Genomic DNA, 14,744 nt, shown 5'->3' on the forward strand with positions numbered 1-14,744 from the left:
GGATTAAATTTCCCTTTATTCCGGTTAAAGATGGGAATAATTCGAAAAAAAACTTATCAAAGATTAAGTAAATACTTGACTATTCCATTCTTATCTGCTACTCTGGTATTTCGGTGCAGAGCGATGAATATTACAGTTTATTCTCAAGAACCTTCAAAGGAACCCGTTTATAGGCTTATTTTGCATTCTCTTTCAATGAAAAAAGTTCCGGTTCTTATCATGGGGGCACAGGGCTTCCCCTTTCGTTCTTACATACAGTATGCAAGACAAAAGCACTTCTCTTCGGAACTCTTCGGAAGGCTGCAAGTCGCCAGTGCAGTTAATATGCACCATATTCGAGCCATTTTCAAGCAACTCGGAGGGAAAGATATTCTTCCTGTTCTTTTTAACTTGAGTGAAGTCTATACCGACGATACTCTCGAAGAACGAGTTCGTCTATTTATTTTCAGGCGAGACTTGAAAAAGCTTTCGGCAATCAACAGGCTTTCTTTTGCTTTTGAATACAACTATGATCGTCAATTTGAGCTAAGAAAAAAGTTTATTCGAATCCTCTTTCACAAAAGCCATCTTTATATTCATAGCACAAAAGGAATCATCAAAAACCACCTATCCCAAAAAGAGGAGGAATATCTCTATGGGCATTTTAGTCCCCACCTATTCCATTTTACTCGAAGAACTGCAATCAGAATGGACGAATTTTCGCCGAACCCTCTCCAAAACAGACAGGTACTATTTTGATAAATTGTTTAATCTGGCTAATTCTTATGTACAGGCAGGGAATACACAGGGAAATGCCTTTCCTTCAGAAACATTTTTCCTGTCTTTGTTTTTGGAATTACTCAAACAGAACCACAGTTTAGAGAAGAGGATACAAAAACTTGAAGGTGAACTATCTAAACTCAGCCTGTCTCGTTGATGCCTGGTATGTACCTTTTGAAATCAACCTCTGGATAAAAGATAAAGAAGGAGGAAACTATTTTTTAAAAGATACATTTTTTCCGGAAATCTTAGTCGAGCTTAAAACTCAAAAAGGGAAGTTCTACTTTGATAAATTTCTACAAAAGGGAATTTTTGATATATTGGAAAATACGAAAAGAATAGATGTATGGGAAAATCAAACCAAAGACTACATTTTAGTTCGAGTGAAGAAATACCTGGCCTATAAAAAAATTTTAAAAGAAGCTGACTTCTTTGACGAGGACATAGAATACTATAATGCCGATCTATTGGAAGTGCAACAATATTTCTTATTGCATGATCTATTTCCTCTCTGTGAACTGGAACTGGAATTTGATAAAAATCGACAGGTCCATTCTATTCATAGAACAAAGGAAGTCTTCATTCCGAATTTTTCTATGGCTCTTATGAAAGCCAAATTTGGAATCTATAAACCTATAGGCAAAGACAATCCGGTATCATTCATTAGCCGAAGCGGGAAAAGCTTTGAGATATGTGCAGAGGGTGAATCTTTCTTAAAAGAGCTCAATCTTTGTCTTCAAGAATTGGATCCGGATATTATTTATTCTGTTCGGGGAGATGAGAAGATCATGCCTACTATCTTCCAATGGAGCAATCGGTACAAACTCCGAACCCTTCTGGATAGAAGTGAATATGTATACAGAAGAAATCCATCCGTTCGTAAGCGCTCCTTTGTAGTTTACGGCCGTCCCCTGTCTAAAGTTAGCCCATTTCCCCTTTTCGGTCGTTTGCATATAGACAAGGGCATTTCTTTCTTCCAACAAGAAGCAAAGTTAGAAGGCATATTGGAAATCGCCAGGCAATCTCGACTTCCTATACAGAAGCTGGCTCGCTCAAGCCCCGGTAATGCCATGTCCGCTATGGAAGACGAAGTTGCCTTAAAACGAGGTTATTCGATTCCAAGGATAAAAGGAAAACCCCCTCTTCCCCGCAGTCTTTCGATTATACTCAAAACCGATCAGGGCGGGATAAGCTTTCGTCCTCCTGCTCCCGGTATATATGAAAATGTAGCGGAACTTGACTTTCGTTCTCTATACCCAAATATTATGCGCTATCATAATGTATCCGGAGAAACAATCAATTGCTCCTGTTGTGAAAAAGATGGAACGAAACAGGTAGTTCCTTTTACACCTTATCATACCTGTTCTAAAAGAAAGGGAATTGTGGGAGATACCATTTCGACTCTCCTTGACAGAAGAGAAGAACTCATAGAAGAACTCAAAAGAAATTTAAGTATGAAAGAAAAGTTGGCAATAACCAACCGTTCTGAAGCGATTAAATGGTGCCTGGTAACAAGTTTTGGTTATACGGGTTATAAAAACGCCAAGTATGGAAGAAGAGAAGCCCACGAGGCCATTACCGCCTGGGGTAGAGAATGTCTTTTAAGTGCAAAAGAGATAGCGGAAGATAGGGGTTATATTTTCCTTCACGGCCTGACAGATTCTCTCTGGCTCTGGAAGGGAGGAGAAAAATTTAGCAAAGATGAAATATTAGAGATTACGAACGAGATCTATAATTCTATTCAAATTCCGATTATCCATGAAGCCAATTATTCTTTCCTGGTCTTTCCGGAATCAAAAGTAAAAAAAGGAAATACAGTAGCTACAAGATACTATGGCAGAAAAGAAAATGGAGAGCTGAAGATCAGGGGTTATATGGTTCGCAAATCTGATGTCCCTAAAATTATCCATACGTTTCAGGAAGAACTATTTAAAGAAATAGGGACCTGTCAATCAGCAAAAGAATTAGAATTACTCGATACAAAATTATATAAGATTTATTGCAGATACTATACCTACATCACTTCCGGTAAACTTCCTCTCGACGAACTCCTGGTAAATAAACATGTTTCAGGCAAATCGAAGGATTATACACAAAATAATGCATCAAAAATTATCTTACAAAAATTAGAAACAGATGAACTAGAGCACGTAGGAGGAGACAGGATCGAATACATTGTGTTTGATTCCAGGGCCCGGGATCCGAGTAAACGTTATATCTCGATTATGGAATACGATTTCAAGAAAGGCTATGATATACAATGGTATTGTAGAGAATTGCGAAGAGCTTTTGAAGAAGTTCGGTTTAGAGAAACGGATACATTATTTCCGGGCTGGGTATAGAGCCTTTCATTCAGGAGAAAAGATCGTCGAGTTCATCCATGTTCATACTCAAACTACCCTCTTTCATATCTTCAATATGCTCTTTAATCGATTCTATGTAGTTATCCATAAAGTATACACTATTCAAATAAAAATCTATAATTCCCTGAAACTCTTCTAATTCTTCCGGACTGAGTTTATTCTCAATCAAGAGAACCGAAAGGCAAACTACTCCAAAAGCAGACTTTATATGAGACTTATCTTTTGCCAGGTCTAACAATTCCCGAATTTCCAGATCCTGAAAGCTGGAAAGCTGACTGGCAATGAACTTGATGGCTCCGAGAGGAATGGGCCTGTCCAGAGATTTTCCGTAATTGATAACAATGCGGTAAGATTTACTGTCTCCAATTCTTGAGAGCATGAAGAATATTCCACATAGAAGTTCTTTGTGATACCCCCAGGAGAGCCTCCCTGCATCGGCTTCTCGAATAACCTGGTAGATCACAGACCAGGTCAGGTTATTACTGGATGATTTAGCATTTTCTATGAGTACATCGATTAGGTATTTAAACTCGCTGGTCTGGGACTTTTTTTTCAGGTATGTCACAAATTCGCTGAGCGTTTTGGGCATTTCATCCCGGAATTCTTCCGTATACTTCATCTCTTGGTTATGTTCTCCCATTTTGTTTATACTGGGGAATGAATATATTTCAAGCGATTTTTAAAATTTAGAAAGAAAGATGAATGACAGGGTGAAGAAAGTCACTTCACCCCGGTAAATATTTTACTGGCCGATATACATCTTCTGATCTCGCAAAAGATCAATATCAGGGGCAAGAGCTTTCACATAACGATCAAAGTAAAGAAGTTGTTTAATCAGAAGGCCAAACTCTCTCGGAATTTTAAGACCATTATTTCGGCTCACTTCACTTAAATCTAACATTACACGGTTTAATCGGTCTTCATCGATCATACCGACGCCTGACTGCATGTTGAAAGCTATAGAATTAATTTCATCAAAAACACGCTGTAAGTCCCGAATAAAGGCCCTTTCATCGATTTCTTTAGCGGTAGAATCCATAGCAATAAGTCCTTTGGCCATTAATTCTGCATTATTGGATTCAATTCCCTCCATAAAGGTTAAAAGTCCGAGCCATACTTCTTTCGAAATCTTCCCTACAATACCAAAGTCTATAAATCCAATCTTTCCATCGGTAAGAACCATCAGGTTTCCTGCGTGCACGTCTGCATGGAATACACCGGTAGTGCCGAGGGAAGTAAACCAAATATTCAGAGCGTTTATCAGGGTTTGTCTTGGATCATCGGAATATTTCTTAATGCTCTTTATGTCAGTCAAGGGAACACCATACAGCCTTTCCATTGTAAGAACTTTTTTCGTACTCAAATGGTGATAAACCCTCGGAACTCTGGCCCTGTCTTCTCTTGTCATTTGCAGGTGCCTATCAAAAAGCTCGATATTCTCAGCTTCTTTAATAAAATCAGTCTCCATTAAAATAGAGGTATAAAAATCTTTTACAATATCCATTATTCCGGATTTACTTAATCCCGGTGATATCTGGTTAAAAAGCAGGGTTGCCAGATAAATCAGGTTCATATCGGCACCCAGAATATCCTCAATATCCTTTCTCTGTACCTTTATCACTACATCCAGACCGTTTCGTGTAGTAGCCCCGTGAACCTGTGCAATAGAGGCGGAGGCGATCGGTTCTTCGTCTACATGGCGAAAAAAGTCAGAAAGACTTCCTCCTAACTCTTCTTCTATGGTTTCCTTGATTTCATAGAAAGGAACCGGCCTGACCGAATCGAGACATTTTTGCATTTCTTCTACATAGTCTTTAGGAAATAAGGAAGGGGCTGAGGCAATAAACTGGCCGAGTTTAATATAGGTAGCTCCTAATTCCTCAAAAGTTTCCCTGAGCCTGACAGGTAAATTTATGCTTTTTTTTCCATTAGCGAGATCCAGAGTAATAGCCATAAGCTTTACCGAAAAGACCATGCCTGACTGAAGGATACGTACGGCTCCGTTTATGCCGGAGCGAATGGGATCTTTTAGCTTCATAATGACCATTTTTTTACGGGCACTTTTCGTGACAACCACATTATTATATAGTGTTTTCTTTATTTTTGAGTCCTGCTTAACAATGTCTTTACAAAAATAGAAATCTTCTATATCCTACGAAAAGGAGATATATATGTCTGAAATTAAGGGTCTGGATAACATAACTTATGCTCAACTGGATATAGAACTACGGAATGGTGCAAAATTTGTATATTACGAATACTGCATATCTATTCTTGTAATGACATTTAAACGACCTTCTAAAATTTACTTTATTCGTGCCGAAGAAAATCCGGTGTTTAAAGGACTCATCTTTACAATTATAAGCTTTTTCTTTGGCTGGTGGGGGATACCCTGGGGCCCTATCTATACAATAGCTGCATTTATCACAAACTTTTCCGGTGGAAAGGATATCACTTCCGAGGTAGTAAAAAGCCTTCAAAGCAATATGGAATCATCAGCGAAAGAAGAAGAGGATGATAGATGGTAGTTTTAGAGATAAGGTATATTTTATGAAAGTAATTTATCTTTTCCTTATCATTACTTCTTTATCTTATGGACCCGTTTTTTCTGAGGAGAATAGTTCTAAAAATCGGGAGCAGAATCATTTTATACACAAATTAATGAAAGAAAGTTATGAAAAAGCAGAACGAGAACGAAAAAAGCAAGTAGATAATGTTAAACTAATACTCTATCCTCTGGGTTTGCTTTTTATTTTTATAGGTTTGAGTAATTTCTTTGCTACAGATTTTTGGATAAAACTTAGAAAGACAAGGAATGAACTAAGAGGAGTTAAAACCAGGATCAAGCGAACTACAGTCAACGGAATTTACCTTGGAGGAATTGTTTTCATTATAGGAGGTTTATATTTTTTACTTATGGCGTCAAAATTATAATGGAAAATGCTTGATAATTTTTTGAGTTATAATAACATGGAAATTATGAAGTTCAAAGGCTTAGCTCTACTTCTCCTTTTAGGTTTTTTAAACCTTCTTTCTTTCGTTTCTAAGCCTGTAAGTCCTGTCAAATCTGCATCTTTCCAAAATCCCGGATATGTTCAAATATTCGACTTTAACGAAGAAGAGGAAGAACTCCTACAATTAGTCAGCTTACTCTGTTCCTGTTATTATCTATTTTCTCATGTTGTACAGATAAAAGCGAAAAGAATTTCTACTCAAACTTTAGTTCAAACTTTTTCCATACCCTTTCATTTACTAAACCTACCTCCTCCCCAACACTCCTAAGTTTTTAATTATCCGAGTAATCGGGTGTGTTTTAAGCATTATCACATAATTTATTAGGAGTTTTCATGTACAATATTCTACACGTACTCACGGGTATAGGTTTGCTATGCCCTCTTATCTACCTTTATCTTCAAGGTAGTACTAACTGGCCTTTATTTCTGGTTCTGTTTCTCCAGGGTCTGATTGGAAATATTGCCCTGTTATACGTTCGGGCTTATGAAGATAAGCGAAATTGGAGTCTTCATTATACTGCTTACTTTCTTTTCTTCACCGGTTTATCCGCAATTTACTTTACAGGTAAAACAAATTGGATCTGGTTTTTTTGGGAACTCAGTGCTTCTGCCTGTTTTCTTTTCTATATAGGTAAAGAGAAGATTCTCAAGCGGGATATCTTGAGTATACTTAGCTTGAGTCTTGTAAGCGCAGTTTCCATGTTCTTATTGGCCACCTGGGTATTTTTAAAAGAAGACGACAAGGCTATCTACTTTTTAATATCTGCCCTATTTTTAAAATCAGCTTTTTCCGGCTTTCATCTCTGGCTATCGAAGGCTGATAGCGGAGGGCCTTCTCATAGTCTTGCTATATTTTCCAGCTTATACTTAAATATGCCCCCTATATTATTTTTACTTTACATCGGACCGGTTTGGGAACAGGTAAAACTCGGTTTTATTCTAATTCCTTTAGCCGGTCTCGGTGTTTTCTTTGGGGGAATCACAGCCTTCTTTCATAAGGACATTAAGAAATCCCTTGCTTATTCCAGTATAGAAAATATCAATCTTATATGGTTTTCCCTATTCATGTTCCTTGAGTTAAAAAGCTCAAGTATCGAAAATCTTAGATTCTTATCTGATGGCTTTTATGTGCTCTTCTTACTGAGTATCCTGAATCACAGTTTATCCAAGAGTTTTCAATTCTTTTCTTTTGGATATTTAACGAAAGTATTTCATGTAGAAGATATAGATTCTGCCAAAGGAATCGGAAGATTGAGTCAAATACCTTCCTGGCTATTAGGTGTAGGTACATTTAGCTTTTTAGGACTACCGGGAACTCCTGGCTTTCTTTTTGCAGCAAGCCTACTCTATATGTTTTCTTTTATAATCGATTTATCTATTCCGGATTCAATATTCATTTTATCCGGAATTATTCCGGTTATTTTCGGGATAATCCTTGGAGATTTCTCTCACTTGCGATTATACTTAAGCACAACTTTTTCCTTACCGGATAAAAAACATTTTGATAAAGTGGTATTAGATAAGCCGATTCTTCTTAAAAAATCTCTTATACTCCATGCTTCCGGTATGATAATTCTCGGAATAGTTATGAATGTTCTTCTAATATACTTCACGGATAAAAACTTTCAAAACTGGTTTCTGTCCTTACTTTTTGTAAGTATTCTAACTATAATTTTTATTTCATTTCTACTCTTTATCAAAAGAAAATCTATCGTTCGTAAACTGAGTTGGGATTGCGGGAATAATTATAGCTCTTCAGTAACCAATATCCCTGCTTCGGTTATTTCCGATCCGATTCATTCCTTCATAGGAAAATACTTTATTAGTTCCGAGGGAGAGTCGATCATCGATACTTTTTTGGAAAGAAATCTTTTATTTCTTATGAATATACGAAAGTTAAAAGCTGGAATAGAACAAAGTGGAGAGGTTTCCAATTATCTTGCCTTTTCTTCTTTCGTCTTTATTCTTTCCATTTTGATTTTAGGTATATTATTATTCTGAGGAGAAAACATGGAATATATACTATCTTATATTATCGCAATTTTAATTTTCATAGGCTTCCCTATTCTTCTACCGGGAATTATTCGCAGTGTCAGGGCAAGAGCACAGGGTAGAAAGGGTCCTTCTATCCTGCAAGCCTTTTATGATGCAAGCAGAAGCTTTAAAAAGGAAAGCTTATATTCTAATGAAGCGGGTTTTTTTAGCCCCATTGTTCCTTATGTTTCTGTATTTGCTTCATTATTACTCTGGTCATTAGTAATGTTTGAATGGTCTTCCCCGGTATTAATTCCTTTTCTTTTAGGACTTTCACGTTTGTGTATTCTTTTATTTGCCATGGAAGGGGGCAATTCATTTGGTGGACTCGGAACTTCCAGGGAAATCCTTCTATCCCTAAGCGGTGAACCTATACTGTTCATTGTTATTCTTTTTGCCGGCTCTCATCTCCAACTCCAGCTCTCTTTTGAGGTGATGATAGCCGGCTTTCTTTTTATCATAGCTTCCTTCGTGTTGATATTTGCAGAAACAGCAAAACCACCTTTCGATGATCCAAGAACTCATCTCGAATTAACAATGGTGCACGAAGCTATGATACTGGAAGCCTCCGGAAGAAGCCTTTCTCTTTTCGATATAAGTGCTTCCATCAAACTTTCAGCTCTTCTAATATTCGTTGTTAACCTCGGAATCGAACATTCCAATATAAAGGATATGGGAATGATCTGGCACTATGGAATATTAGGTATTTCAGGTTTATTGTTAAGTGTTGGAATAGGTATATGGGAAGCCTCCCGCATGAGACGAAAATGGAAATGGAACCCTGAAATTATGGGCTTAACTTTTATATTCATCCTTCTTCTGGGAACTTTAATTAAATTGAGGTAAACTTTATGTTTTATGATATTATTTATCTTTTACTTCTTCTTTCAAGTGTAATTATCTTGATTGAAAACCGTTTACACAGGGTATTTCGCTTTTTAACATTCCAGGGAATTTTGCTTGTATTTCCTCTTTTACAGGTGCTTCCCATTGAGGAGATTCATACCCACATACTAATTCTTTTAACCCTAATATTCAAGGCTTTTCTTTCTCCATATGTCTTGTTTTGGATTACAGAAAAAAAGCACTTACCGGAAGCTACCAATCCGAGAATAGGTTCTATAGCTACATCTTTTTTCCTTCTGCTCGGTCTTGTAGTTACCGTAACCTTTGCAAATAAGTTAAGCAGTTTTTCTGAAGGAATTCATAAGATTGATCTAATATATGTTTTTCTGATGATTTATACCGGTATGCTAACTTTAATTATCCGAACCCACTGGATAGCGCTAATTACCGGTTTTGTAATTTTTGAAAATGGAGCTTTTATTTTAAGCCTACTATTACGAAAAGGATTACCCTTTGGAATTGAACTAGGAACCTTTATCGACGCTTTAATGATTCTTGTAGCAGCAATTACTTTAAAATCCGGAAAAGAGGAGATTTTACATGAAGCTTGAAATATTTGCTGGTCTTGCCATTTATACCGGCCTTACCCTAACCTTCCTTTTCATCTTTGCAAATACGCGAGAAAAAGGAAGGACTATTTTTTGGCCATTAATAATTCTTTTATTTCTTTCCACCATTATCGGATCTTTCTTCACGAAAGATATGGGTTTACAATGGGTTTTAATTGAAGCCAGTACTCTCAGCGGAGCGGTTTTAATTTCAACAGCAAAGACGGAAAGATCAATGAAAGCAGCCTGGAAGTTTTTGCTTATGAATTCCTACGGACTTGGAATTGCATTTATAGGCCTGCTATTCATATTCTATGGAAGTACCGTTAAGGGCTTAAATCGAGAACTGGTATCTCAATCTGTTAATGAACATGATACACTGATTGTTCATGTGGGAATCTGGTTTACTTTATTTGGTTATTCTGCTAAGCTGGGTATATTTCCAAATTACTCCTGGGTAGGTGATACTTATGCAGATAGTCAAAGCCTGGTTTCTGCTTTAATTGCATCCTTCGTTCCACCTGCTGTCTCTTTGGCGATTTATCCCCTGATACAGATGGACAAAACACTTCAACACAAATATATAAGTCCTTCTACAGTATTTGTAATATTCAGCTTTATTACTATACTTTATAGCATCTGGAAGCTTTACCATACAAATGATATAAGACGTTTAAGTGCAAAAATTGCTCTTTTTCACAGTGGTTTGCTCGGTGTAATTCTTTACTTTAGCCCGGAAATGGAAATTCTTTATTATATTCTTTTAACAGTTTTACTGGTTAAAACCATGTTGTTTTTAAGTCTGGGTCTTTTAAGGATGAATACAAAAACCAGGGATCTTCCAGAAATAATTAAATCAGGAAGCATTCATAAAGGAATTCTTTATGTTTTTCTATTTGCAGTATTTATCTCTTTATCATTCCCCTTATCTCCTGTATTTATAAGCGACATACTCTTATTATTTACAGGACTCGCTCGGAATGCTTATTGGGTCCCATTTATCTTATTTTCGGGTCCCATTTCTTTTGCGATTCTTATTTATAAACTTTTACCTCTCTGTAATCTTTCAGACAAAGCCATAAATGAAAAAGATAAGAAGATAATAAAGATACGCTACATTGCTACTCTTCACTTCATGATCCTGATAATTCTTCTAGGTACTTATGGAGTTTATAAAATTCAATTCGGAGAAATTTTCCATGGATAATAAACGTCTAAAAAAAGCAATTACCGGTCTCTTTTACCCCAGCCTCGGTGATAAGATGTACACTTTTTATGTGGGCGAAGAGAAAATATGGGTAGAACAGAATACCAGATTAAGTATTAATGAACTGGTAAAAAATAGAGCTTATCCGATACAAATCCTTCAGCATTCCCTCGGAGTAGATAATTCTGAAGAAGACTATCGTAATATTCCTCTTGAAGATTATCTTTCTAAAGATAGAAGAAATCTTATAAAAAGATTATATTCCAAGAGTCTAAAAAGCTTTAATTTTACCGGTCTGGAAATACCGGTTCCTGCCGATCATTATGTGCATGCAGTCGGACCGATTCATGCGGGCATTATTGAACCCGGACATTTTAGATTTCTCGTTAAAGGAGAAGAAATTCAATCTTTAGATATCCGCCTTGGTTTTCAAAAAAGAGGTATATTGGAAAAGCTAAAAGGTTTATCTCCTTTTGAAGCTTTTCATTATATTCAAACGGTATCCGGGGATAGTTCCATTGCTTATTCTTTAAGTTTGTCCAGATTGTATGAAAATGCTTTGAATATCGAGGTAGAAAAGCATATCCAACTTTCCAGATTGATACTTCTGGAGTTAGAGCGTATAGCCGTACATATCGGAGACCTGGGTGCCATTGCTGGTGATGTGGCTTTCTATCCTTTACAGGCAGTAGGTTCTACAGATAGAGGTATTCCGCTTGGAATCACAGAAGCACTCACAGGTTCTCGCTTTGGAAGAAATAGTTTATACCCCGGAGAAATCCGTACAAAAAACAAACTTAGTAAATTAGATTTAGATAAATTAGTTCAAAGACTGGTTCTACTAAAAAAAAGAATTAGTAAACATGTTCGAAGAGCTATGAAGTCAACCACCTTCCGCGAAAGACTTCAATTTTGCGGAACAGTTCATGCAAGCACAGCCTATAAAAAAGGTTTTATCGGAATGCTGGCAAGAAGCTGCGGACTCAGACAGGATACGCGCTTTTCAGATTATGACTATAATCTAATAAAAAAACTTAGTTTAGAATTAGATAGAGGTTCCTTAAAAGGGGATGCCTGGTCTCGTTTTCTAATTCGATATTTAGAGTTTATGAATAGTACAGAATGGTTAATTCATGTATTACCTTATTGGGATATAACAAATAGTCAGAATGTTCCGAACATCTATAATCGACAGTATGATATTGAAAGTAAGTTCTATTATGGTATTGCAGAAGGCTGGCGTGGTTCAGTCATCACAGGTTTCATCCTGGATAAAAATGCTAAAATAAAAGAAGCATATATTCGAGACCCTTCCGTTCTTAACTGGCATGGTCTTGAACTTGCTGTTAAAGGTGAAAATATTGGTGATTTTCCCCTGAATAATAAATCTTTCAATCTAAGTTATGTAGGAGTAGATCTATGAGTGTTCTAACTGAATTAATAAACTTAATAAAAAAGCCTGCAACTATGCATTATCCTTCTATTCCTCATACAAAAATGGAAGCAAGAGGTATACCGGTTCCGGTGGATATGAACCATTGTAACTCCTGTAAAGCCTGTGAGAACATTTGTCCGACAAAAGCGATTCATTTTAGAAAAGAGAAAAGCCTTGAAATCGATTACGGTAAATGTACTTTATGCGGTTTTTGTATAGATACCTGTGAAACTTCTACTTTAAAAGATTCCTCTATTGTATCTGTTTTTTCTTTGCAAAGAGAAGCACTTGTCTATACTTACGACAGCAATGGATTTAATACAACTGAAGATACAGCAGCAGATAAACAAAAAAGTTTTCAAAATCTTGTAAAAAAGAAAGGATTTGTTTTTCGAGAAGTAGCAGCATCGGGAAATAATACGGTCGAGATGGAAATGAATGCAAGTTTTAATAATGTATTCGATATGGAATCAGAAGGAATTCGGGCCTGTGCTTCACCAAAACATGCAGATGCTATTTTGTATTCCGGTCCTATCGGAAAGAATATGCAAATTCCTTTACAAAAGGCCTGGGATTGTCTCGTAAAACCCAAACTACTTATAGCAGTGGGAACGGAAGCTGCCAGTGGAGGCTTATTCGAAAAAAATGAAATTTCAGAATCACCAGGTCTCTACATCATTGGAGATCCTCCTCCCCCCTATGTAATTATACAGGCTTTACGATATCTTCAAGGAAAGCTTGATTATTCTCTTTCCAAAGAAATATCAGAATTTATTAATAAAGAACAAATAAAGGGAGCAAAACAATGAACAATAATTTGACTTTTAAGGAAGTGTGGAAAGACGATCTACTGGCGGGTCTTATCGTATTTATGATCGCTCTTCCACTCAGTATTGGTATAGCAACTGCTTCAGGTGCACCACCGATAGCAGGTCTTTTAGCGGCTGTGGTAGGTGGAATGTTATGTGGCTTCGTTAGTGGTTCCCATGTAACTATCAACGGACCGGCAGCAGGCTTGATTGTGGTTATCTTGCATTCCATAGAATCTCTGGGAGAGGGAAACAGGGTACTGGGTTTTAAATTAACACTCGCCTGTATTGTGATTGCCGGAATAATACAAATAATATTTGGAATTTTAAAAACGGGTAAATATGCAGCATTATTCCCCTCATCAGTAGTGCATGGAATGCTCTCTGCGATAGGAATCATAATTTTTTCTAAGCAAATTCATGTGGCCTTAGGTGTAAGTCCTGAATCAAAATCTATACTGGGACAAATTATGGAGATACCGCATAGCGTTATGAACATGAATCCGGAAATCGCTTTAATTGGTTTTCTGGCTTTACTAATTTCATCTATATTTCCATTATTTAAAAATAAATATTTAAAAATGATTCCTGCGCCTCTTTTAGCGGTGATCCTCGGTATTGTGTTGAGTTTTTATTTTGATCTGGATCATCAGCATCCTTATACTTTTTTACAACATACATATTCTCTCGGACCTAATTTCTTAATAAATCTTCCTACAGAATTTTCTACTGCAATAACGTTTCCTGATTTTTCTAAAGTACTGAGTTCTAAAGGAATCATAGCTATTATCAGTATCTTTTTTGTTGCCAGTCTTGAATCCCTTCTGAGTGCAGTAGCGGTGGATAAACTGGATCCCTACCAGAGAAAAAGTGACTTAAATAAGGAATTTGTTGGAAAAGGTATAGCGAATACTTTTCTCGGTCTCATAGGTGGTTTACCGATTATTGCAGAAATTGTAAGGAGTTCTGCTAATATTCAAAACAATGCAAAAACCAGAATGGCCAATTTTTTTCACGGGTTATTCTTATTGATCTTTGTTCTGAGTGTTCCTGCATTATTACATGAGATCCCCCTTTCTGCTCTTGCCGGGATTCTGATCTATGTAGGGTTTAAATTAGCTTCCCCTTCTACTTTCTGGCATACAATGGAAATAGGAGTGGATCAATTTATTATTTTTGGTACAACCGTTTTCGTTACACTTGCAGAAGATCTACTTGTCGGAGTTTTTGCAGGATTGGTAATGAATTTTATCATTAACTATTTCAATAAACTAAGCTTAAAAAATACATTTAAAGCTGAATATACAAAAATAGTCAATGGAGATGCAGTTACTTTTAAAATAAAAGGTTCCCTGGTTTTTTCAAATTATTACTCACTGGATAAGGAATTAGAAGAAGTATTAAATGAAAATAAAAAGGTTGTTCTTGATTTTGAAGAAACACAATATATCGATCATTCTATCGTAGTAAAACTTTTTGAACTTACGGTATTAAATCCAAATTTGACTTTACAGGGAATTGAAAATATGCAGGGACTGTCCAAACATCCTCATGCAGCAAAGAAAAAGCAAAAAGTAGCATAATCATAAATCTAAATTCTCTAAATATTAGGTGAATTTAGCAATAAAGTGCCCGCTCAATTTCCATCGGATATTGTACAAAACAGTAT

Annotated in this window: 14 protein-coding genes; 12 read left to right on the plus strand and 2 right to left on the minus strand. The window is 36.4% G+C overall.

The features are described from left to right. The first annotated feature begins 123 nt into the window (after window positions 1-123). Entirely contained in the window at window positions 124-738 is a 615-nt protein-coding gene (locus H7A25_09290) for a hypothetical protein (protein MCP5500083.1), read from the plus strand. A 140-nt stretch (window positions 739-878) separates the two neighbouring features. Continuing rightward, complete coding sequence (locus H7A25_09295; GenBank protein MCP5500084.1) at window positions 879-3,101, plus strand: hypothetical protein; 2,223 nt, start codon at window positions 879-881, stop codon at window positions 3,099-3,101. 10 nt (window positions 3,102-3,111) lie between these two features. On the opposite strand, the gene H7A25_09300 is transcribed toward H7A25_09295, so the two are convergent. Next, window positions 3,112-3,741: a hypothetical protein gene (locus H7A25_09300; protein ID MCP5500085.1), complete on the minus strand. Its 630-nt coding sequence runs from the start codon at window positions 3,739-3,741 to the stop codon at window positions 3,112-3,114. A 123-nt stretch (window positions 3,742-3,864) separates the two neighbouring features. Beyond that, the gene (locus H7A25_09305; GenBank protein MCP5500086.1) at window positions 3,865-5,160 is read right to left on the minus strand and encodes an AarF/ABC1/UbiB kinase family protein; all 1,296 of its coding nucleotides are present in this window, start codon (window positions 5,158-5,160) and stop codon (window positions 3,865-3,867) included. Window positions 5,161-5,293: 133 nt separating this feature from the next. On the opposite strand from H7A25_09305, the gene H7A25_09310 reads away from it, so the two are divergent. The 10 genes from H7A25_09310 to H7A25_09355 all read left to right on the plus strand — a co-directional run bounded on the left by H7A25_09310 (window position 5,294) and on the right by H7A25_09355 (window position 14,658). After that, a complete protein-coding gene (locus tag H7A25_09310) occupies window positions 5,294-5,650 on the plus strand; it encodes a hypothetical protein (GenBank protein MCP5500087.1) in 357 nt (118 codons plus the stop codon). Window positions 5,651-5,672: 22 nt separating this feature from the next. After that, window positions 5,673-6,056, plus strand: coding sequence for a hypothetical protein (locus H7A25_09315; GenBank protein MCP5500088.1), 384 nt, complete (start codon window positions 5,673-5,675; stop codon window positions 6,054-6,056). 6 nt (window positions 6,057-6,062) lie between these two features. Continuing rightward, window positions 6,063-6,404 carry a hypothetical protein gene (locus H7A25_09320; protein MCP5500089.1) on the plus strand — a complete coding sequence of 114 codons (342 nt, stop codon included), beginning with the start codon at window positions 6,063-6,065 and terminating at the stop codon, window positions 6,402-6,404. Window positions 6,405-6,469: 65 nt separating this feature from the next. Then, the gene (locus H7A25_09325; protein MCP5500090.1) at window positions 6,470-8,137 is read left to right on the plus strand and encodes a hypothetical protein; all 1,668 of its coding nucleotides are present in this window, start codon (window positions 6,470-6,472) and stop codon (window positions 8,135-8,137) included. 9 nt (window positions 8,138-8,146) lie between these two features. Then, window positions 8,147-9,016 carry an NADH-quinone oxidoreductase subunit H gene (locus H7A25_09330; protein ID MCP5500091.1) on the plus strand — a complete coding sequence of 290 codons (870 nt, stop codon included), beginning with the start codon at window positions 8,147-8,149 and terminating at the stop codon, window positions 9,014-9,016. A 5-nt stretch (window positions 9,017-9,021) separates the two neighbouring features. After that, window positions 9,022-9,627: a formate hydrogenase gene (locus H7A25_09335; GenBank protein MCP5500092.1), complete on the plus strand. Its 606-nt coding sequence runs from the start codon at window positions 9,022-9,024 to the stop codon at window positions 9,625-9,627. After that, window positions 9,617-10,831, plus strand: a complete 1,215-nt coding sequence (locus H7A25_09340; protein ID MCP5500093.1) for a formate hydrogenase — start codon at window positions 9,617-9,619, stop codon at window positions 10,829-10,831. Before H7A25_09335 ends, H7A25_09340 begins: the two co-directional genes overlap by 11 nt. After that, window positions 10,824-12,254, plus strand: a complete 1,431-nt coding sequence (locus H7A25_09345; GenBank protein MCP5500094.1) for a metal (Ni/Fe) hydrogenase large subunit — start codon at window positions 10,824-10,826, stop codon at window positions 12,252-12,254. The genes H7A25_09340 and H7A25_09345 overlap by 8 nt, the downstream gene beginning before the upstream one ends. Next, entirely contained in the window at window positions 12,251-13,075 is an 825-nt protein-coding gene (locus H7A25_09350; protein MCP5500095.1) for a 4Fe-4S binding protein, read from the plus strand. Before H7A25_09345 ends, H7A25_09350 begins: the two co-directional genes overlap by 4 nt. Further along, a complete protein-coding gene (locus H7A25_09355) occupies window positions 13,072-14,658 on the plus strand; it encodes a SulP family inorganic anion transporter (GenBank protein MCP5500096.1) in 1,587 nt (528 codons plus the stop codon). The genes H7A25_09350 and H7A25_09355 overlap by 4 nt, the downstream gene beginning before the upstream one ends. Window positions 14,659-14,744: the final 86 nt, after the last annotated feature.

The organism is Leptospiraceae bacterium (assembly GCA_024233835.1).
Taxonomy (GTDB): Bacteria; Spirochaetota; Leptospiria; order Leptospirales; family Leptospiraceae; genus JACKPC01.